The sequence below is a fragment of the Methylophaga lonarensis MPL genome (genome assembly GCF_000349205.1).
In the GTDB taxonomy this organism is placed as follows: domain Bacteria; phylum Pseudomonadota; class Gammaproteobacteria; order Nitrosococcales; family Methylophagaceae; genus Methylophaga; species Methylophaga lonarensis.
In genome coordinates, this window is sequence record NZ_APHR01000074.1 from 1 (window position 1) to 21,250 (window position 21,250).

A 21,250-nucleotide genomic window follows, 5' to 3' on the forward strand; every position below is an offset into this window, starting at 1 on the left:
TCAGCGTTCAGACACTGACAATTGTTCGGCAATCGTCTTGTAAGGAAGCCCATCGATCTGGGACATAATAAAAACCTGACGAATTCTTCCGGGCAAGCTGTCGAGAATTTGATCGATTTGGTCCAGGGTCTCCAAAACAAGGTGCCTGTCTTCTTCCGAGATCGCCACCTGCTCAGGCAGTGAATTAAGCACCTCCCAATAGGCTTGCTCGAGGGAGCGCCTGCGAAAATGATCAATGACCAGACCATTTGCTACCGTCCGCAAATAAGCACGAGGATGCTCAAGTGTGAGCTGCTCTTTTTGTTTTTGCTGATTGAGTAACAGCCGAACAAAGGTATCCTGCGTCAGGTCCGCAGCGCGTTGATCACAGCCTACCTTGCTGATAATCCAGGACAGCAGCCACTGATGATGATCCTTGTAAACAGATTCGGTATTTGAACCCGCCATCATAACCGGTCTCGCAAACGTTAATGAGAATCATATACATTAACGTTTTGCAAATATGATGACAAGTTTACTATGCTTTTCAACTGGTTTTTTGCAATATCACTGCCGCCTGATAACGTGGTTTGCCATAACCCAGCATGCGATTGAATTCCTTATGGGTGACCGGCACATACAGGCTGTCTGTCAGGGTTTTATCATCATCCCAATCAATATCAGGATCATGAAAATAGACAAAGGTATCGGAAATTGACGCCAACACCACCCAGTGCGGCGATTTATTCTGATTGAGTCGGTAAGAGCTGATTAAAACAACCGCCAGCGCACCTGACTGCAGATACTCCCTCAACAGGGCAACATCCACCGTTGCCTGTCTCTGCTGAATATCGGATTGCTCTATCTGCGTAACAAAATCCTGATGCACACATTCGATGACCGATTTTTTCTCTTCGCTACGCACGCCGTTGATAAACGGAATTTCACTGCGATTGGTGATCAGTGTGGTGTGAAAGTCACGACGCCAGGCCGATAGGGCCAAACCCTGTGCACTGCAACCGCCATGACCCGACGTCATGAAAATGGTGGTGGCCTCTCGCCATAGTTGCAATTCCAGTTGCCGATCCATCATCAGTTCTGGTCGCAATGTTTTCATTGCCATCATCAGTGAGGCGGGGCCACAGGTGAAATCCGTTGTTTGAGAATAGTGCGCAACGTGTTGCTGAAGTTGTTCCGGTTGCGGCTGCAACACTTTCATCATGCGCAGAGCATCAGCATGATCCTGGTAATAATCGCTGACAATCTCAAACTGCTTGTAGCCAAGGTTTTGATAGAGACGGATGGCCTTTGCGTTGTCTGGTCGGACTTCCAGTCGAATAAAGCTGCGTCCTGAAGCCTGGGCAGCATGCTCTGCGGCTTGCATCAGCCGGATGGCGATACCACGCTGCCGATGTTCAGGCAAAATCGCCAGCGAGTAAATCCGGCCCAAGGATGTGCCTCGCACATAGAGTAACAAGACATATCCAAGGATCTGCTGTTGCGTTTCAGCGACCAGCAGTTGGGCGTTGGCCTTGTTGATCATCCATTTGAAACTGCGCCGGGATAACCTGTCACTGTCAAAACAGGTTTTTTCAAGGGCCACCAGCGCTTCGACATCACCAAGATGTGCCTGCCGAATGGCAATGTCGTCCTGATTAGCGTCCACCAGCAGTGGTTTCGCTCAAGGCGTCCATTGCCATTTCAATGACCTGACGGCCCCTGAACAATACCAGTTCCTGCCATTGCTTATGGTCGGGACAGAAGAAATCCTGCATGGCATGTTTGATGTCCAGCGTCTTTTGATCGGTCCAGTCAACCTTAGCTTGTTGTTGCAGATTTAAATCCGCCGACAACACACTGAGCATTTCCTGACCACTGAAGGTTCCAAATTCCAAGGTCAAAAATGTCACATGCTCGCCTTGTTGCTGCCAGTAATAGTCATGCAAGCCAAGTTTTAGGCCAGAGCTGGAGTTACCCAGTGCCGGCTCTGTGACCGTTGGACCAAAGACCTTCCGGGCATAGAGGTTGGCCGGGCTGTCCACCGGGTGGTCGCTAATCAACTCACCAAAACCATAAGCCCCCAGACCACTGTGAATATCAATCACTAACACGCGATCACGCTTGTCTGGTTTGATCTGAGCCACCACTTGCTCAATGGTCTGCCGTGACCAGCTGGCAGCATTTCCACCGAAGTACGGTGTGTTCGGATCTTCATACTGTCCCTGAGTGAGCAAATCAAACTGTGCCCTGTCCATACCTACGGTGGCAAAGTCTGTTTTACCATGACGAATTTGCTGCCAGGCCTCCATCACCTTGCTGCTGTCAGGTTTGGCTGCATCGAAATCTATGAAGTTACGATTCACATCGATGCCTTCATGATCGTTTCGCGAGGCATAGGCAAAGCCCCATGGGTTAATGGCGTGAATGAGTACAACGCAGATGTCTGATGGTAGACGTCGATGCCGACCAATAAAGTCCGACTGAATCGCGGATCCAACGCCGCCTTCTACACCATGCAGGCCCGACACCAGCACCAATACATTCTTGGCTTTCAGGTTGCCGGCCCAGGCAACATCACAAAAAAGCTTTTCGTTTTTCGGGCCCTTTAATGGATGGGCAAAATTAGTCAGCTTTTCGACAATGGAGCTGGTCTCAACTGCAGAGACAAACTTGTCACGAGCACCGGAGTAGCGCTGTGAAAACACGCTACAAACAGCATCGGCATACATGGCGGGCAGTTCTCCTGTACAAAATTTCGCGAAGAATAGGCGACTTTGTTGATTTTGACCAGTTCGACGGTCGTGCTGCAAAAATATTTTCCATAGGCTGCTGTCATACACCTTATTATTGAAACTGTAGCAATGACAAGCCCCCAGCACACAATAGGGAAAACATGAGTAACCATCTGATAATAGTTGAAAATATTGACGACTGGGCACCCTACTTCCCCAGCGCACAGGTGATCGCAGTCAATCAATACCTGCAAACCCCCACGCAGCATGAAGCGGGCACTGCGCAAATTATCAATCTCTGCCGCAGCCTGGAGTATCTGAGCCCTGGTTACTACTGCTCCATGGTGTCGGAAGCACGTGGGCATCGGGTAATCCCCAGCCTTCGTACCATTAACGATCTGTCACGCAAGAGTCTTTACGCGTATGACTTGTCTGATTTCAGTGCACAGCTGGACAAAATCATTGCCGCCAGCGACAACCGCAGTCAGAGTCAATTTCGACTCAAGGTTTTTTTTGGACAATGCGACTTTAAACCCTTGCAAAAGCTGGCCAGACAGATCTACGAACAGTTTCCCTGCCCGATTATAGAAATCGAATTCAGTAATAAAGGGCACTGGCTTATCAACGTAGTGCGCGCCGGCGCATTAAACCAGCTGAGTGAAACCGAGCAAGACAGTTTTGCCAGTGCACTGGATGCTTTTAACCACAAACTGTGGCGAAAACCATCGAAACGTCGTCAATATCGCTATGATCTGGCAATTTTGCACGACCCGGACGAAAAAATGCCGCCCAGCGATGCCGCGGCCTTAAAACGCTTTATTGCCAGTGGCAAGCGTATTGGTATAGATGTCGAGCTGATTACCCGCCGCGACTACATTCGGCTTGCCGAATACGATGCCTTATTCATTCGTGAAACAACGGCCATTCACAACCACACTTACAAGTTTGCTCGCCGGGCAGAGAGTGAGGGCCTGGTGGTCATTGATGACCCCACTTCTATCATTCGTTGCACCAACAAGATTTTTCTCAAAGAGCTGCTTGAGAAACACAAACTGCCGATGCCAGAATCACACTTGCTCTACCGGCACGATGATGAGGGACTGGAGAGAATCTGCGAAACCGCAAGCTTTCCGCTGGTGCTGAAAATTCCTGATGGCGCATTCTCCAAAGGCGTCATCAAGGTTAATTCAGCAGAGGAATTACGCCTGAACGCCGCCGACTTTTTCCAGCAATCCGCCATCATCCTGCTGCAGGAGTTCATGTTTACCGACTATGACTGGCGAATTGGCGTGTTTAACAACAAACCGTTGTATGCCTGCCAGTACTTTATGAGCAAAGGCCACTGGCAGATATACAACCACAACACCAAAAAAGGCACTGCCAGTGGTAAGTCGGCCGCAATTCCACTGAGTGAAGTTCCGGAAAAAGTACTAAAAATAGCAACAAAAGCGGCGAAACTGGTCGGAGATGGTCTTTACGGCATTGATATCAAACAAAGCGGAAGTCGGGTCGTACTGATCGAAATCAACGATAACCCCAGCATCGACAGTGGCGTTGAGGACGCATACCTTGGGCCAGCTTTGTATGACGACATCATGCGCGAGTTTCTGCGTCGGCTGGAACTGAAAAAAACCCACCGCCGCTAAAACCTCAAAAGCTTCACCGGCCGTTTATTAGATTTAGAGACGCCAGAAACAAACAAGCGGCCAGTAAGCCGCTTGTTTATTGTGCCTGCAGACGCTGGTTAGAAGCTGTAGGTCAAGCCAACATGCAAACCGCGACGCTCGCCGACGAAGTAGCGGAAATCTCCATTGTTGAAGTCCGCACGCTCGGCATAACTGGTATCAAACAAATTGTGAACTCGGGCATGCAGCGTCAGGTTTTGGTTAACTGAATGGAATGCTCGCAGATTGAACACATCGTGCCCGCTGTAGCTTTGATTATTAGATTCAGTGACGTAGTAGCGATCCACATGCACCCACTCCAACTCTGCACGGCTGTTTTGCAGGAAATTCCAACCAAGGCGGATATTGCTCATTCGACGAGGCGACGAAGGCAAGTAATTACCGTCACTAATGTTGGTTGGCCCAACCAATGGGTTAACCGGATTTGCCCCTAAATAATCGAAATCAAACAAATGCCGAGCAAAAGTCACGTTAGCCGCCACATCCCACTGTTCTGAAAGTGGATAAAAGAGGGCCAGTTCTACGCCATAGTGCTCTGTTTTTCCGTTTACGTTGTCGTTGTTACTATCGCGGAAAAAGTAGTCTCGCTTTTTCATGTAGTAAGTGGTGACTTCGTACTGCAAGCCCTGCCCCAAACGGCGAACGCCCAACTCAATACTATCCATCTTCTCGGAGTTCGCGCGGCCGGCCCTGGCTTCATCTAAGCCTGGCTGACTACGCAGACGATACAAATCTGTTGTCTGAGGAGCACGGTTGCCACGAGCGTAATTCACAAACACACTCATCTCATCAGTCAGCATTTGAACCAAGCCAAGTTTCGGGCTGACGTTGTGGAATCTGTCTTTACCATCATCTGGGCGGAAGTTATTGCCAAACCGACCTTCATCAGTACGGTTGTCATAGTCGTAACGAGTAAACTCATAACGCAGGCCTGTGATCATGCGAGTGCGTTCAGCTAATTGCCATTCGGCATGCACATATGGGGCGACTACTGTGGCATCAACCTTGTAGTCATAATGAAGTCCGGGCAAAAACCCGGCCTGGGCCGGATTGAACTGCTCTTCTGATAAACGGCCACGGGTATATTCAAAGTCCGTTCCAAAGATCACACGATGCCCGCCATCGAGGTCGATATCATATGCCGCCAAAAGACCGGCACTGGTATGTCGATTTTTCTCAACGGGTTGGCCTGGAAGAAAATCCATCAGGAATTCCATCTCCGTATGCCGCATATATGGTGTCAGGCTGAATGTTGCTCTGTCTGAAACCTCACGATCCCAGCGCACAGACAAACGCGTTGCTTTTGCATCGCGATAAGAATTAGAAAAGCGGGTTCTTGAGTCGCGGCTACTTCTGTAGGAACGCTTTCCGGGAACGTAACCTTGAGTTTCTTGATTCAGGTTAGTCGCACTGAATACCGTCGTAAAACTATCAATCTCACCAGTGTAATCATGACGGAAAGTCATTTTTTGCTGATCGTAACCAGCTTTTCTTGAAATCACCCCCGGATTATTTGATCGGTTGGTGTAGCCGCCATCAGTTGTGCCGTTGATACTGAAACGATAGCCATGTGCACCAACCGTATCACTAACAGTAAACTTACCTTTATAGAGATCATGCGGTCCCGCCGACAAATCAATCTGGCGCTCCAGATCCAGCGAGGGAGCACGCGTCAGAAAGTTGATCATACCGTGCACGGCATTGGAACCGTACAGAGCGCTACCCGGGCCACGAACAACCTCAATGCCGCCAGCCTGTTCATGGTTGACTTCAAACAAACCATTCACATTGGCAAAACCGGCCGCACGTAACGGAATACCATCTTCCAAATACAAAAATGAGCCTGCACCGGCACCACCAGTCAACACTGGAGAGCGAATAGAGGTCAGGTGTTCTTGACCATTGCCTCTCTGAACCATTACCCCAGGTACTCGATTAACTATTTCATTGGGATGGTCGGCACGCACCAGATCAATATCCTGCTCTGAAATTCGCGCGGTATTACCTGCCTGCTCAAGTAACAAAGCGCCTGAGCGAGTCCCTGTCACCACCAGCTCATCAAGCAGGTAATCGGTTTCCGCGATGGCTAGGCCTGCCATTTGTGCACTGGCAAGGGCCACCAGAATGGAAAGTTTTTGTCGTTTTTTCATGGTTTATTATTCGTCTTTTAGGGTAATTGTCATTACAGAATGTGCGGCATTCTCTCATGGCAATCCTGAGCCAACATCAGAAAAATCCCTAAAATCAGTTGAAAATCACCATATAAACCCCATGTAGTTTGTCATTAATCTGTCAGTGTTTAGGTGTATGGAATACAAAGACTATTACAAGGTGCTTGGTGTGGCCCGTGGTGCATCGCAGGATGAGATCAAAAAGGCCTACCGCACACTGGCTCGCAAATATCATCCCGACGTCAGCAAAGAAGCGAATGCCGAAGAAAAATTCAAAGAAGTCGGTGAAGCTTATGAGGTACTTCGAGACGCTGAAAAACGTGCTCAGTACGATCAATTCGGCGGTCAGTTTCGGCATGGGCAATCCTTCACCCCACCCCCCGGCTGGGAAGAAAATGTCGGTGGCTTTGGCCGTGGCAATTTCAGCAGCTTTTTTGAAAACATGTTTGGTGGCGGCATGGGCGGCGGCCCTGGCGACAACTTTTTTGCTGCTGGAGAAGATGTTAATGCCAAAATTACTATCACGCTTGAAGACGCTTTCAATGGCGCCAACAAAACCATTCGCCGTCCGACAGGCGCTAAACAAACCGGCACGCTCAATGTAAAGATTCCGGCAGGTATCGAGTCTGGCAAAAAAATCCGACTCAATGGCCAGGGCAAAGCAGGCATGGGCGGCAAAGCAGGTGATCTTTATTTAGAGGTCAATATCGCATCACACCGGCTGTTTCGCCTGGAAGGTCGTGATGTTTATCTGGATCTGCCAGTCACACCCTGGGAGGCAGCCTTGGGTGACAAAGTCACGGTGCCCACACTTGCCGGAAAAATCAGTTTAACTATCCCCGCCGGAGCGCGCAGTGGCCAAAAAATGCGCCTGAAGGGACGCGGACTGCCAGGAAAAACGTCCGGAGATCAGTTTGTTGTGCTACAAATCATGACGCCTCCAGCACTCTCGGAAGAGCAACAAAACTTTTACCGACAAATGGCAGACAAAATGCCATTCAATCCTCGGGAAAACATGGAATAGACCCAACTAACGGAGCCTCCCTATGACGCTTAAACTGAAATCTGCTGTGTTGTGGCTGGCCGGTTTGACCTTGCTGGCACAGGTAGCCATTGCTGCATTGCCATTCAACTTGAACGGCCAGAGTGATGAACTGCCAACCTTGGCCCCAATGTTGGAACGCTCCAAACCGGCGGTAGTGAATATTGCCACGCGAAGCCAGGTTCGGGTTCAGGATAACCCGCTGCTCAGCGATCCTTTTTTCCGGCGCTTCTTTGATCTGCCTCCCCAACAACCACGGCACCGCACCACCCAAAGCCTGGGATCTGGCGTTATTTTCGATGCTAGACAAGGTTTGGTGTTGACCAACAATCACGTCATTCAGCGTGCTGATGAAATTACGGTGTCACTAGTTGATGGTCGCAGCTTTCAGGCAGAAGTAGTGGGTACCGATCCGGCGACTGATGTTGCCTTGATTAGAATTCCGGCAGAGTCACTGACGGCCCTGCCACTGGCGGATTCTGACAAACTGCGCGTTGGCGATTTTGTGGTCGCCATCGGCAACCCTTTCGGTCTTGGTCAAACCGTCACTTCAGGCATTGTCAGCGCTCTGGGTCGAAGTGGTTTGGGCATTGAAGGCTACGAAAACTTTATTCAGACGGATGCTTCCATTAACCCGGGCAACTCCGGTGGTGCACTTGTGAACCTGCGTGGTGAACTGGTCGGCATCAACACAGCGATTTTCTCGCCGGGGCAAAATACCGGCAATATCGGCATTGGTTTCGCCATTCCAAGCAACCTGGTCAGACAGATTACTGACCAACTGCTGGAACATGGCGAAGTTCGCCGCGCTTATCTGGGTGTGCAAATGCAGGACATCACGCCGGATCTGGCTCAGGCTTTCAACATAGAAGCCAGCCGGGGCGCGATTGTCACGCATGTAGTGCCCGGCTCTGCGGCAGAGCAATCGGGTCTGCAAGTCGGCGATGTGGTGACAGCTGTGAATGGCACTCCACTTCGCAGTGCCGACAATCTGCGTAATTTTATCGGCTTGCTGGTTATTGGTCAGACCATTGAGCTTGATGTCATCCGCGATGGTCAATCGCAGACTATCCGCGCAACAGTACTGGAAAATGTTCAGCAACGCGGCAGCTCCGAGGCTCATCCACGGCTGGCGGGTGCTACCTTTGGAGATATGGAGCCTGATTCACCCTACTATGGCTCTGTCTCAGGTGTGGTGATCTATTCCGTCAACCCAGGAAGCCCTGCTTGGGAATCAGGTTTGCGAAGCAATGATGTGATTACCTCGGTCAACCGCCAAGCGGTTGATAGTCTGGACAGCTTCAAACCATTGGTCCTGAATCAATCGGAATTGCTACTCAACATCGTCAGAGGTGATCAGGCGATGTTTATTCTGTTACGTTAAGCTGATGAGCCGGGCGTGTCCCGGCTCATCCCTGTTGTGCAATGTTGCCAGCGAAGTGATGTTCAACTTCTGGCAACATTGCCTGTCAGTTTATTGAACACACCGCTATTCAGCACGATCAGAATTGTGCCGCATACAATTACACTCAGGTGAGGTTATGACGTCTACGCCCCAAACAACCGCATATATCTACCAACAAATCGTTGATCGCAATCCCGGTGAACCCGAATTTCATCAAGCCTTGCATGAAGTCCTGGAAACGCTCGCGCCAGTGCTGGACAAGCATCCCAGATATCGCGAAGAAAAAATTCTGGAAAGATTGTGTGAGCCGGAAAGACAGATAATTTTCCGCGTTCCATGGGTAGATGACCAAGGCCAGATCCAAATCAATCGCGGTTACCGCGTCGGCTTTAACAGTGCGCTTGGGCCCTACAAAGGCGGATTAAGATTTCACCCCAGTGTCACTCTCGGCACCATGAAATTTCTGGCCTTTGAGCAGACTTTCAAAAATGCATTGACCGGTCTACCAATCGGCAGCGGTAAAGGCGGAGCTGATTTCGATCCCAAAGGCAAATCCGACAATGAAATCATGCGCTTTTGTCAGAGCTTTATGACGGAACTGTATCGACATATTGGGGAGATCACCGACGTACCTGCAGGTGATATCGGCGTTGGCAGTCGTGAAATCGGCTACCTGTTTGGTCAATACAAACGCATCACCAACCGTTATGAATCCGGTGTGTTGACGGGAAAAAGCCCCAACTGGGGCGGCACCTTGATCCGCAAAAAAGCAACCGGCTACGGCGCGGTTTTCTTTGCCGAAGAAATGCTGGCAGCCAACAACAACAGCCTGACAGACAAAACCTGTGTGGTATCAGGCTCAGGAAATGTTGCGATCTATGCCATGGAAAAACTACAGGCGTCCGGTGCAAAAGTGATTGCCTGCTCAGATTCCAACGGGGTGCTTTTTGACAAAAATGGCATTGATGTCGATGCCGTGATTCAAGTCAAAGAAGTCGAACGCCAGCGAATAAAAGCATATCTGGAACATCACCCTGAGGCCGAATACTTTGAAAACGGAAATATCTGGGATATCGCCTGTGATGTGGCCTTCCCCTGCGCCACCCAGAATGAATTGAAGGATAAGGACGCGCAAACTCTGATTGATAATGGCTGTATTGCCGTCTGTGAAGGTGCCAATATGCCCTGCACCGAAAAAGCCGTGGCCCTGTTTCATCAGCACAAGGTTGCATTTGGACCAGGTAAAGCCGCCAATGCAGGTGGCGTCGCCGCCTCAGCGTTGGAAATGCAACACAACGCAACTCATAGTAGCAGCTACGATTACAGTGAAGAGCACTTACACGAAATCATGATCAATATTCATCGCAACTGCTGCCAAACAGCTGAAGAATTCGACCAGCCCGGCAACTACGTGGTCGGTGCCAATATTGCCGGGTTTCGCAGGGTCGCCGATGCCATGTTGGCCTTCGGCGTTATTTGATCGGTTTGTCATACTGTTCTGGCCGGCAATGACGGCCAGAACAGCATTTCAAGCAGCCTGAAGAATTGGTCTTTACGGGGTGAAAGTGATATTGGTCCCCAGCAAACCAACAATGCCGATCACTATCAAATACATGGCCACAATGTAGTTCAACAACCGCGGCACCAGCAGGATCAGAATACCAGCGATAATTGAAATTAATGGGGTTAAGGCAATCGTCATATTTACTCCGTGTCTTTTAACTTTTCAGCGATATTCAGAATCAAACTAAGCTAGGCCTTTTGGCCTCATCTCTCTCTAACCATCTGATTGTTTTTACATTTATTTACATTAATTGACGCAAACTTGCTTGCGCGCGATCTAAGCTGATTGCCATCAACATAGCGTAGCGAGGAACACATCATGTCACTGTCGACTGCCCGTAAAACCAGCCTGTTGATGCTCATGACTATCGTCATGATTGGCTTATCAGGCTTTATTGCCAAACCCGCAAATGCAGATGTTCGCATTAACATCGGTTTCGGCGTTCCCTACACCTATTACGGCCCAAGCTATGGCGTACACTACCATCATTATCACCGGCCTCGCCATTACCGAGCGCCCAAGCACCATCATCGCCATTATCATCACCCGCGTTCCTACCGCGGCCCGGTCGTACACCACCACCATTATCAAGCCCCACGCGGTCATCATAGAGGCCATCAGCGTCATCATCGCTGGTAACAAGACCATCGGAGCGACGGCTATTGCTTATCAAACGCAAGGCCGTCGCTCCATTTAATCCAGTCTATTGCGCTGTAACTCTGAGAAGCGCCAATACCAGATTTGCATGGCCCACCAAGCCACAGTCACTGCCATTTGTAATGGTTGCATGAGATAATCCCTAGAGAATACGTCAAACATCATCAGGGAAGTACTTATGAAAGGCAGCCAAAAAGTCATCGACTTGCTCAATACCCTCCTCGCTGGCGAACTCACCGCGATGGACCAATACTTTATTCACTCGAGAATGTACGAAGATTGGGGCTTGAAACGTTTGTATGACCGCATCGCCCATGAAATGCAGGATGAAACCGCCCACGCCGATCAAATGATCAAACGGATTTTATTCCTCGGCGGCATGCCCGACCTGACACATCGTGAACCGCTGCATGTCGGCCACACCGTCCCGGAAATGTTGCAAAACGACCTGAACCTTGAATATGCCGTGGTCAAAGCATTGCGCGACGGTATTGCCCTTTGTGAAGCCGAAAACGACTTCGAAACCCGCCAGATGTTACTCAAACAACTGGAAGATACCGAACTGGATCACACCTACTGGCTGGAACAACAACTGGGCCTGATCGAAAAAATGGGCTTAGCCAACTACCTGCAAGCCATGACACTGGCCGAAGCATGAACCACATTTGAGACGACGCATATAACCGTCGCTGACAAACAGAAAGCCCCTCAACAAGGGGCTTTTTTGTAGATACTCCGTTAAACCCCCGTCTATTGCCGCCAAAAATTGGCTTTGTTTTATGGGTTAAGTGGTCGAGTGTCTGAGCGCAGCGACAAATTTGTCTGGAACAAATTTGGACGCCGGAAGCGCCCGAAGGGTGAGTGGCATGGACGCCACGAATCAATTTTCGACCACGCCATAAAACAAAGTTAATTTTTGGAAACAAGGCAATGTCGGGTGCCCTTTTCTTTGGTTCGTTTCTTTTGGGCAAACAAAAGAAATGAACGCCCAGCGGCAGCGAAAAGTGTGAGGCGTATGTTTCAGATTGCTGGGGTTCGTACCTCAACCCTACCAAAGGCTTATCGCGGAATAAACTACTTCTTCTTAACCGGCCTCTGCCACCCCTTAACCGTCCTCTGCTCCGACTTAGTCAACGTCAACGCATCAGCAGGAGCCGTTTTCCGAATAGTAGACCCCGCCCCAATCGTCGCCCCATCCTCAACAGTCACCGGTGCCACCAACTGCGTATCAGAGCCTACAAACACCCGATCGCCAATCACCGTACGATGCTTATTGGCACCATCGTAGTTACAGGTAATGGTACCGGCACCAATATTTACATCCGCCCCCATATCGGTATCACCGATATAGCTCAGGTGATTAATTTTTGAGCCTAATCCTATATTGCATTTTTGATTTCAACAAAATTGCCGACTTTGGCCTTGGCTGCCAGCTTGGTGCCGGGACGCAATCTGGCAAATGGTCCGACTGAGCAGTGAGCGCCGACTTCGGCGTTTTCAACAATACTGTTGGGCAGAATTTCTGCGCCTTCATGGAGGATGCTGTTAATAATAATGCAGTTAGCGCCGATGCTGACGTTATCAGCAATTTTATTATCGCCTTCAAAAATCACATTGATATCAACGGTAATGTCCTGACCGGCTTCAAGCTGGCCACGAATATCAATTCGGGCAGGGTCACAAAAAGTCACGCCTGCCATCATCAGCGCTGTTGCACGTTTTTGCTGGTAATAACTTTCCAATTCCGCCAGTTGCACGCGGTTATTGACGCCAGCAACTTCCATTTCATCTTCACAGGTGACAGAGTTGATGCTGATGCCTTGAGCAACAGCCATAGCAATCAGGTCCGGCAGGTAATACTCGCCCTGACTGTTATTGTTGTCGATGTGTGACAACGCTTCAGCCAACCATTTACCGGGAATACACATAATGCCGGTATTGATTTCATTGATGAGCAAGGTTTCTTCGTCAGCATCTTTGTGTTCGACAATGCTCAACATATTGTCATCATAATCTCGAACGATTCGACCATATCCTGTGGGATCATCCAAAATTGCCGTCAGCACTTTCAGACTGTTGTGATCGCCGCAGCCAATTAAGTCTTGCAGCGTTTCAGCACTGATCAACGGCACATCGCCATACAGCACCAGCACCTCATCACTGTTGGCAAAACTTGCCTTGGCCTGCTCCACAGCATGGGCCGTGCCCTTCTGCTCAACTTGCATGACCGTTTCAATGCTCTGATGCTGCACATAGGGCACCACTTCATTACCACCGTTGCCACAGACAACAACAAGATTCTCCGGGCTCAATTGTTTGGCGGTGTCGATCACATGTTGCAGCAATGGTTTGCCCGCCAGGCGATGCATCACCTTGGGCTTGCTGGATTTCATACGAGTGCCCTTGCCGGCAGCGAGAATAACAATGGTTAGAGACATATAACGGCTTGTAGGTTGAGGTAAAAAGGCATTCTAGCAGATAGTTGGTTGATATGATTTTAACCACAGAGACACAGAGGGCACAGAGATTTCCAAATTATTAAATGGTTGTCTAGGTTACCTAATAAATCACTGTTTAAGGCAGCCTGATCTGAGGCTCAGGTGACGGGTTTCTCAATACTGGCTTTCTCTGTGCCTCTGTGTCTCTGTGGTTCCACTTAAAAATCGGGCAAAAAAAAAGGCCGTCCAATGGACGGCCCTGTTTTTTTGATTCAAGACTGAATAATCAGCCTTTTTTGCCTTTACGCATCCGTTGAATACTGCGTAGCTGGGCCACCGCTTCTGCGAGTTGTGCTGCTGCTTCAGCGTAGTCCATTTTTGAAGTCTGATCTTTAAGTGCCTGTTCGGCAGCTTCTTTCGCTTGTATAGCAGCCGCTTCATCGACATCCGCTGCTCGCAGAGCAGTATCTGCAAGGACAGTGACAACGTCAGGCTGAATTTCCAGCATGCCGCCAGAGACATAAAACTGCTCTTCCTGACCACCTTTCAGCAAGCGAACTTCACCCGCTTTCAAACGTGTCAGTAATGGCGCATGGCGTGGGTAGACACCGATTTCACCCTGTTCTGCAGAAGCAATAACCACTTCAGCGGTACCTGAGTAAATCGATTGTTCTGCACTCACAATGTCAACATGGATTGTCATAGCCATGTGATACCTCCGAAAAGATTAGTACTTCTTGGCTTTCTCAACAGCTTCTTCGATGTTGCCAACCATGTAGAACGCTTGTTCTGGCAGTGAATCGTACTCGCCTGCCAAGATGCCTTTGAAACCAGCGATAGTGTCTTTCAACGAGACATACTTACCAGGTGCACCGGTAAATACTTCTGCTACGAAGAATGGCTGAGACATGAAACGCTGAATTTTACGCGCACGTGACACAGACAGTTTGTCTTCTTCAGACAGTTCGTCCATACCCAGAATGGCGATGATATCTTTCAGTTCTTTATATCGTTGCAGTGTGTTCTGAACGCCACGAGCTACGTCGTAATGTTCATTACCCACAACCAGCGGATCCAGCTGACGTGAAGTCGAATCCAGCGGGTCAATCGCAGGATAAATACCCAGCTCGGCGATAGAACGAGACAGTACAACGGTCGCGTCCAAGTGAGCGAAGGTAGTCGCAGGTGAAGGGTCAGTCAAGTCATCCGCAGGTACATATACCGCTTGGATAGAAGTGATAGAACCGACTTTGGTAGAGGTGATACGTTCTTGCAGTACACCCATTTCTTCAGCCAGTGTTGGCTGATAACCTACCGCTGAAGGCATACGACCCAGCAGGCTGATACTTCAGTACCGGCCAGTGTGTAACGGTAAATGTTGTCAACGAAGAACAGTACGTCACGACCTTCATCACGGAAATATTCCGCCATGGTCAAACCCGTCAAAGCAACACGCAGACGGTTACCTGGTGGCTCGTTCATCTGACCGTAAACCAGTGATACTTTGTCGATAACGTTTGAGTCCGTCATTTCGTGATAGAAGTCGTTACCTTCACGTGTACGCTCACCGACACCGGCAAATACCGAGAAACCGCTGTGCTCGATCGCGATGTTACGAATCAATTCCATCATGTTGACGGTTTTACCTACACCGGCACCACCGAACAGACCGACTTTACCGCCTTTAGCGAATGGGCAGACCAGGTCGATAACCTTGATACCGGTTTCCAGCAGTTCGTTACTGGCAGACAATTCGTCAAAAGTAGGTGCTTTACGGTGAATACCCCAACGCTCTTCTTCGCCGATATCGCCTTTTTCGTCGATTGGGTTACCCAGAACGTCCATGATACGACCCAGCGTTTTCTGACCAACAGGTACGCTGATTGGTTTGCCTGTGTTAGTCACGGCAAGGCTACGCTTCAGACCATCTGTGGTACCCATGGCAATCGCACGGACAACACCATCACCCAATTGTTGCTGTACTTCCAGGGTGAGGCCGGCCTCTTCGACGTTCAAAGCATCGTAAACTTTTGGCAGGCTGTCACGTGGAAACTCCACGTCAACGACCGCACCGATAATTTGTACAATCTTTCCAGAGCTCATCTTGCTTCCTCTTTCATAAGTTCGGGCTGCTCAGCCCCTATTATTTCTGTTATACCGCAGCGGCACCTGCAACGATCTCGGAAATTTCCTGAGTGATCGCAGCCTGACGGGCCTTGTTATAAACCAATTGCAGGTCATCAATGATATTGCCGGCATTATCAGACGCATTTTTCATCGCAATCATGCGAGAAGCCTGCTCACAGGCAAAGTTTTCTACGACTGCCTGATATACCAGTGACTCGATATAACGGACCAGCAAGTCATCCAGTACATCTTTAGCGTCCGGCTCATAGATGTAGTCCCAAGGGTATTTGAGCAGCTCATCAGGTGTTTCTGGTTTGACGGGAATCAAACGCAGTACTTTCTGCTCTTGGGTCATGGTGTTTACAAACTCGTTGTAAACCAGATAGAGGCTGTCGATACGGCCTTCTGTGTAGGCATCCAGCATGACCTTCACCGTACCGATCAGATCTTGCAGCTTTGGCGCATCACCCAATTGGGCTTTTTGAGCCACCAGGTTCACCGGCAATCTGCTAAAGAAGTTGCTGGCTTTTTGTCCGATGGTACAAACATCGATTTCGATGCCTTTATTGCGCTTATCCTTGATATCACTGAGCAACGCCTTGAACAGATTATTGTTCAAGCCGCCACACAATCCGCGATCTGAAGAAATGACGATGTAACCAACACGTGTCGCTTCGATGCGATCTTGCAGGTACGGATGTTTGTACTCCGGACGCGCATGTGCCAGATGCTGGATAACACCATAGATTTTTTCAGAATAAGGACGTGTCGCTGCCATGCGATCCTGAGCCTTACGCATTTTACTCGCAGCAACCATCTCCATCGCAGAAGTGATCTTCTGCGTACTTTTGATGCTTGATATCTGAGTCCGTATCTCTTTACCGCTAGCCATGACTTACTCCCGCTTACCAGTTGCCAGTGGCTTTGAATGCTTCAATCGCACTACGCATCTGACCAGCGATGTCATCATTGAAGTCACCGGTGCTGTCGATGGTTTTCACCAAATCAGCATGTTTCTCAGCGACATACTTGTGCAGACCCGCTTCAAAATCACCCACTTTGTTGACTTCCAAATCATCCAGGAAGCCTTCGTTAGCGGCATACAAGGACAGCGCCATTTGAGCAACCGACAGTGGCTGATATTGCTTTTGCTTCATCAGCTCTGTAACACGTTGACCGCGACCGATTTGGGCACGTGTTGCTTCATCAAGATCAGAAGCAAACTGAGCAAAGGCTGCCAGTTCACGGTACTGAGCCAAGTCAAGACGAGTACCACCACCCAGTTTCTTGATGATCTTGGTTTGAGCAGCACCACCAACACGAGATACCGACAGACCGGCGTTAATCGCAGGACGGATACCCGCGTTGAACAGGTCGGTTTCCAGGAAGATCTGACCGTCTGTGATTGAGATAACGTTGGTTGGTACGAAAGCAGATACGTCACCGGCTTGGGTTTCGATGATAGGCAGGGCGGTCAATGAACCGGTTTTGCCTTTCACCGCACCATTGGTGAATTTTTCAACGTAGTCTTCGTTAACACGAGCAGCACGTTCCAGCAGGCGTGAGTGAAGGTAGAAAACGTCACCAGGGTATGCTTCACGGCCTGGCGGACGACGCAGCAACAACGAAACCTGACGGTAAGCCCAAGCTTGCTTGGTCAAGTCATCATAAATAATCAGTGCATCTTCACCACGGTCACGGAAGTATTCGCCCATGGCGCAACCGGCGTATGGCGCGATGAATTGCAGTGCTGCTGAATCAGAAGCAGATGCCGCAACGATGATGGTGTGACCCAAAGCATCGTTTTCTTCCAGTTTGCGAACTACGTTGGCAATAGAGGAAGCTTTTTGACCAATCGCCACATAGATACATTTAACGCCTGTACCTTTTTGGTTGATGATGGTGTCAACGGCAATAGCGGTTTTACCCGTTTGACGGTCACCGATAATCAACTCACGCTGACCACGACCAACCGGGATCATCGCGTCGATTGATTTCAGACCTGTTTGAATAGGCTGATCAACAGATTTACGAGCGATTACACCTGGAGCGACTTTTTCGATTGGTGAAGATTCGCTGGCAGCGATATCACCTTTGCCGTCAATGGGCATACCCAGCGAGTCAACAACACGACCCAGCAGAGCTTCACCGACTGGCACTTCTAGGATACGGCCAGTACATTTGACTTTATCACCTTCAGTGATGTGCTGGTATGAACCCAGAACAACCGCACCGACAGAATCACGCTCAAGGTTAAGCGCCATGCCGTATGTTTGGCCCGGGAATTCCAGCATCTCACCGGACATGACATCTGCCAGACCGTGGATTCGAACAATACCATCGGTTACACCGACGACTGTACCTTCTGTACGCGCTTCAGTTGCCCCGTCAAAACTCGCTATACGTTTTTTGATCAGTTCACTGATTTCAGCTGAATTCAGTTGCATCTATCTTTCCTCTATAACGGGCCGCTTAGCTTAGAGCGTTGGCCAGTCTGTTCAGTTTACCCAGGGCAGATCCGTCAATAACCAGATCACCGGCTCGAATGATCGCGCCACCCAGCAGGCTCTCATCTACGCTGACATCCAGTGTGATGTCTCTGCCAAGACGTTTGTTGAGCGCTGCAGAGATCTTGCTGGCTTGTTCATCGGTCAGCGGTTTCGCTGTAATCACCTCAGCGGTGAGCGACTGCTCTGCCTCGGCACGAAGCTCTTCAAAAATGACTGCTATGTCATCCAGCAGTAGTAGACGATTGTTTTCTGCCAGTAAGGACAAAAAATTACGTACGGAGTCGCTTGCCAGATCAGCTGCGATGTCTACAAGTACATCAACAGTCTGCTGATCACTCACTGCTGGGCTGGTGATCAGCCTCTGCAAATCGGCATCTGCCACACACTGTGCCAGCAATCCCAGCAGTTCGGACCACTGTTTCAGCCGGTCCTCTTCCTTGGCAACTGCAAACACAGCATTTGCATAAGGACGTGCGACGGTTATTGCTTCTGCCATCCTAAAAGTTCCTCTAGATTTGGCTTACCAACTCTTCGAGCAAGTCAGTGTGTGCCTTGTCGTCGATTTCACGGCTCAGAATTTTTGCTGCGCCAGTCAGCGCAACTGCAGCCACCTGAGATCTGAGTTCTTCTCTGACACGATTGGCTTCCTGCTCGATTTCGACTTTGGTAGCCGCCATGATTTTTTCACCTTCAACCCTGGCACTACCTTTGGCTTCATCGACGATTTCATTGCCACGACGCTGTGCCTGGCTGATGATTTCGTTTGCTTTGTCCTTAGCTTCGTGAATGACTTGCTGAGCACGCTTCTCTGCCAACTCTTGTTCGTGTCTGCCACGTTCAGCCGCAGCAAGACCATCAGCAATTTTCTTCTTACGCTCTTCGAGCGCCTGCATAATCGGTGGCCATACATATTTCATGCAGAAGCCAACGAAGAACAGGAAAGCAATTGACTGACCTATCAAAGTTGCATTGATATTCATGCCTGTACCTCTTTGTTATCGCGACGGATTAAGTTAAATGACTTGTTATACCGCAGCGAACAGAACGTACATGGCCAGACCAACAGAAATCATTGGTACCGCGTCAAGCAGACCTGCAACCAGGAAGAATTGGGTACGCAGAACTGGAACCAGTTCAGGTTGACGAGCGGTTGATTCCAGAAAACGACCACCCAGCAGACCGATACCGATTGCAGCACCCAGAGCACCCAGACCAGCCATCAGTGCACCTGCCAGATAAATCAGACCAATACCTGTTTCCATTTTTTTCTCCTAAACTCTCAGATAAAAATTACACAAAAAATAACACTAAAAACCCACTCAGAATCAATGATGTTCCTGATGAGCCATATCCAGATACACCACTGTCAGGACCATGAAGATAAACGCCTGCAAAGTAATAATCAGAATATGGAAAATTGCCCAGCCCACTTGTAACAGAGCACCTAACGAACCAATGACCATGCCAGCGCTGTACATGATGGCGATCAGAATAAAGATCATTTCACCGGCGTAGAGGTTACCGAACAAACGCATGGCCAGCGAGAAAGGTTTTGCCAGCAAAGTCACCACTTCAAGTGCGAAGTTGAATGGCAGCATTTTTTTGCCGAACGGCTGGAATGCCAGTTCACCGAAGAAACCGCCCAGACCTTTGATCTTGATGCTAAAGAAGATAATCAGCAGCAAGACCGTAATAGCCATGCCGAGTGGGGCATTGATATCTGTGGTGGGAACGATTTTGAAGTATACGTCGTGGGGGGTCGACGCCGAAGAGGAAGGAACCTGTGTGTGCTGCGATTTGAGGGAAGATATCGACTGGTACAAGGTCCATTAGATTCATCAGGAATACCCAGACGAAGATGGTCAGGGCTAGTGGTGCAACAAAAGTGGTTTTACCACCGCTGAATGAGCCGCGCACCGTTGTGTCTACAAACTCGATGATCCATTCCGCGAAATTCTGCATGGCAGTCGGAACACCTGCCGAAGCTTTCTTGGCAACACTGCGGAAGTACCACATCATCAGTGTTCCCAGCATGATTGACATAAACATCGTGTCAACATGAATAGACCAGAAGCCCATTTGTGATGCTTCTCCAGAGGAGAGAGCGAAACCCCATTGGCCGGTGGGCTCCCAGACGCCTGGTTCGATTTCTTCGTGCTTCCGGCCAAAAGCCAGGTTCTGAAGATGGTGCTTGATATGTGATGATACTGTTAGCTCTTCCGCCATGATTTATCTCAAGCCTGTTTCATATATCCAAATAACAAAACTACTTGCATTGCAACGAAGCCGAGGAGCAAACCTGCTGCGGTAAATTGCAATACCGCAAAGCCAACAGCAAACATGGCTATGGTTAGTATCCATCGTTCGACAATACACCTGTATGCGCCGCTGAGATTGTCCATCGGACTGGCGCCCGCTCGTTGGGCTGTTCTCAGCAAATGCCACTTCAGCAGCAGCGTGTTTGACACGCTAATCAAGCCGCCGAAGCAAACGGCTGTGGCGAGTTCCTTGCCATATAACCAGAAGACACTTGCAACGATAATCAGCAACACGATGAATTGTGTTTTTAACAACTGATTTACCGGCTTAACCCTGGTTAGTTGCTCCATTTTTATCCGTCGGATCTTAAGTTTTGCCTTAAGCAAAATCAAGGAATTATATAGACCGAAGCTTTACGTGGTCAACGACTATCTTGCTTTTATTTATTTTAGTCAGAAGAAAATTGCAGATTTGTGACTTGCTGAGATCTCATGCCATGTGCAGAAGAAATTGGAAATTTACTGACAGCTGTGTCAGCGTTTCTCTTAGTTGAGGTGATGACAGTATCAGTAAAAACAGATCCTGGCTTGATTATGTATCAAGTGATTTTGGGGTTAAGTTAAATTTCTGGCAATGGGCGTGGTATAAAACTTTGAGATCGGCTTCACCATCAGGTTACCC

General features: G+C 49.2%; 20 protein-coding genes and 2 pseudogenes. 6 read left to right on the plus strand and 16 right to left on the minus strand.

The window, feature by feature from the left end:
- The 3 genes from MPL1_RS11835 to MPL1_RS11845 all read right to left on the minus strand — a co-directional run bounded on the left by MPL1_RS11835 (position 1) and on the right by MPL1_RS11845 (position 2,708).
- Positions 1 to 450 carry a sigma-70 family RNA polymerase sigma factor gene (locus tag MPL1_RS11835; protein ID WP_009727373.1) on the minus strand — a complete coding sequence of 150 codons (450 nt, stop codon included), beginning with the start codon at positions 448 to 450 and terminating at the stop codon, positions 1 to 3.
- 76 nt (positions 451 to 526) lie between these two features.
- Positions 527 to 1,645 carry a GNAT family N-acetyltransferase/peptidase C39 family protein gene (locus tag MPL1_RS11840; protein ID WP_009727374.1) on the minus strand — a complete coding sequence of 373 codons (1,119 nt, stop codon included), beginning with the start codon at positions 1,643 to 1,645 and terminating at the stop codon, positions 527 to 529.
- On the minus strand, positions 1,635 to 2,708 hold the full coding sequence (locus tag MPL1_RS11845) for a DUF2817 domain-containing protein (RefSeq protein WP_009727375.1): 1,074 nt from the start codon (positions 2,706 to 2,708) through the stop codon (positions 1,635 to 1,637). Before MPL1_RS11845 ends, MPL1_RS11840 begins: the two co-directional genes overlap by 11 nt.
- 164 nt (positions 2,709 to 2,872) lie before the next feature.
- Here MPL1_RS11845 and MPL1_RS11850 point away from each other — a divergent pair, with 164 nt between their 5' ends.
- Positions 2,873 to 4,357: a RimK family alpha-L-glutamate ligase gene (locus tag MPL1_RS11850; protein ID WP_009727376.1), complete on the plus strand. Its 1,485-nt coding sequence runs from the start codon at positions 2,873 to 2,875 to the stop codon at positions 4,355 to 4,357.
- Between the two features lie 98 nt (positions 4,358 to 4,455).
- Here MPL1_RS11850 and MPL1_RS11855 read toward each other — a convergent pair whose 3' ends face one another.
- Positions 4,456 to 6,546 (minus strand): TonB-dependent receptor, encoded by a 2,091-nt coding sequence (locus MPL1_RS11855; protein WP_009727377.1) that lies wholly within the window; start codon positions 6,544 to 6,546, stop codon positions 4,456 to 4,458.
- A gap of 157 nt (positions 6,547 to 6,703) precedes the next feature.
- Between MPL1_RS11855 and MPL1_RS11860 the strand changes: the two genes are divergently transcribed.
- The 3 genes from MPL1_RS11860 to gdhA all read left to right on the plus strand — a co-directional run bounded on the left by MPL1_RS11860 (position 6,704) and on the right by gdhA (position 10,494).
- Positions 6,704 to 7,591 carry a DnaJ C-terminal domain-containing protein gene (locus MPL1_RS11860; protein WP_009727378.1) on the plus strand — a complete coding sequence of 296 codons (888 nt, stop codon included), beginning with the start codon at positions 6,704 to 6,706 and terminating at the stop codon, positions 7,589 to 7,591.
- Positions 7,592 to 7,613: 22 nt separating this feature from the next.
- A complete protein-coding gene (locus MPL1_RS11865; RefSeq protein ID WP_009727379.1) occupies positions 7,614 to 8,993 on the plus strand; it encodes a DegQ family serine endoprotease in 1,380 nt (459 codons plus the stop codon).
- Positions 8,994 to 9,150: 157 nt separating this feature from the next.
- Entirely contained in the window at positions 9,151 to 10,494 is a 1,344-nt protein-coding gene (gene gdhA, locus MPL1_RS11870) for an NADP-specific glutamate dehydrogenase (RefSeq protein ID WP_009727380.1), read from the plus strand.
- A 72-nt stretch (positions 10,495 to 10,566) separates the two neighbouring features.
- Here gdhA and MPL1_RS13500 read toward each other — a convergent pair whose 3' ends face one another.
- Complete coding sequence (locus MPL1_RS13500; protein ID WP_009727381.1) at positions 10,567 to 10,716, minus strand: DUF3096 domain-containing protein; 150 nt, start codon at positions 10,714 to 10,716, stop codon at positions 10,567 to 10,569.
- Positions 10,717 to 10,896: 180 nt separating this feature from the next.
- Here MPL1_RS13500 and MPL1_RS13635 point away from each other — a divergent pair, with 180 nt between their 5' ends.
- Both MPL1_RS13635 and bfr read left to right on the plus strand, forming a co-directional pair.
- Entirely contained in the window at positions 10,897 to 11,217 is a 321-nt protein-coding gene (locus MPL1_RS13635) for a hypothetical protein (RefSeq protein WP_152417671.1), read from the plus strand.
- Between the two features lie 196 nt (positions 11,218 to 11,413).
- A complete protein-coding gene (bfr, locus tag MPL1_RS11880; RefSeq protein ID WP_009727382.1) occupies positions 11,414 to 11,893 on the plus strand; it encodes a bacterioferritin in 480 nt (159 codons plus the stop codon).
- 416 nt (positions 11,894 to 12,309) lie between these two features.
- Here bfr and glmU read toward each other — a convergent pair.
- From glmU to MPL1_RS11930, 11 genes and pseudogenes are all read right to left on the minus strand, one after another.
- Positions 12,310 to 13,673, minus strand: a pseudogene (gene glmU / locus MPL1_RS11885) (bifunctional UDP-N-acetylglucosamine diphosphorylase/glucosamine-1-phosphate N-acetyltransferase GlmU).
- A gap of 286 nt (positions 13,674 to 13,959) precedes the next feature.
- Positions 13,960 to 14,382, minus strand: a complete 423-nt coding sequence (locus MPL1_RS11890) for a F0F1 ATP synthase subunit epsilon (protein ID WP_009727383.1) — start codon at positions 14,380 to 14,382, stop codon at positions 13,960 to 13,962.
- Positions 14,383 to 14,400: 18 nt separating this feature from the next.
- A pseudogene (gene atpD, locus MPL1_RS11895) lies at positions 14,401 to 15,776 on the minus strand (F0F1 ATP synthase subunit beta).
- 49 nt (positions 15,777 to 15,825) lie between these two features.
- A complete protein-coding gene (gene atpG / locus MPL1_RS11900) occupies positions 15,826 to 16,692 on the minus strand; it encodes a F0F1 ATP synthase subunit gamma (RefSeq protein WP_009727384.1) in 867 nt (288 codons plus the stop codon).
- Between the two features lie 13 nt (positions 16,693 to 16,705).
- Positions 16,706 to 18,247, minus strand: a complete 1,542-nt coding sequence (atpA, locus tag MPL1_RS11905) for a F0F1 ATP synthase subunit alpha (protein ID WP_009727385.1) — start codon at positions 18,245 to 18,247, stop codon at positions 16,706 to 16,708.
- Positions 18,248 to 18,272: 25 nt separating this feature from the next.
- Positions 18,273 to 18,806, minus strand: coding sequence for a F0F1 ATP synthase subunit delta (locus tag MPL1_RS11910; RefSeq protein WP_009727386.1), 534 nt, complete (start codon positions 18,804 to 18,806; stop codon positions 18,273 to 18,275).
- Positions 18,807 to 18,819: 13 nt separating this feature from the next.
- Positions 18,820 to 19,290 carry a F0F1 ATP synthase subunit B gene (locus tag MPL1_RS11915; protein WP_009727387.1) on the minus strand — a complete coding sequence of 157 codons (471 nt, stop codon included), beginning with the start codon at positions 19,288 to 19,290 and terminating at the stop codon, positions 18,820 to 18,822.
- A gap of 45 nt (positions 19,291 to 19,335) precedes the next feature.
- Positions 19,336 to 19,572, minus strand: coding sequence for a F0F1 ATP synthase subunit C (gene atpE / locus MPL1_RS11920; protein ID WP_009727388.1), 237 nt, complete (start codon positions 19,570 to 19,572; stop codon positions 19,336 to 19,338).
- 63 nt (positions 19,573 to 19,635) lie between these two features.
- A complete protein-coding gene (locus MPL1_RS14475) occupies positions 19,636 to 20,010 on the minus strand; it encodes a FoF1 ATP synthase subunit A (protein WP_407635250.1) in 375 nt (124 codons plus the stop codon).
- Positions 19,973 to 20,536, minus strand: coding sequence for a FoF1 ATP synthase subunit A (locus tag MPL1_RS14480; protein WP_407635251.1), 564 nt, complete (start codon positions 20,534 to 20,536; stop codon positions 19,973 to 19,975). The genes MPL1_RS14475 and MPL1_RS14480 overlap by 38 nt, the downstream gene beginning before the upstream one ends.
- Positions 20,537 to 20,544: 8 nt before the next feature.
- Positions 20,545 to 20,961, minus strand: coding sequence for an ATP synthase subunit I (locus tag MPL1_RS11930; protein ID WP_161604023.1), 417 nt, complete (start codon positions 20,959 to 20,961; stop codon positions 20,545 to 20,547).
- Positions 20,962 to 21,250: the final 289 nt, after the last annotated feature.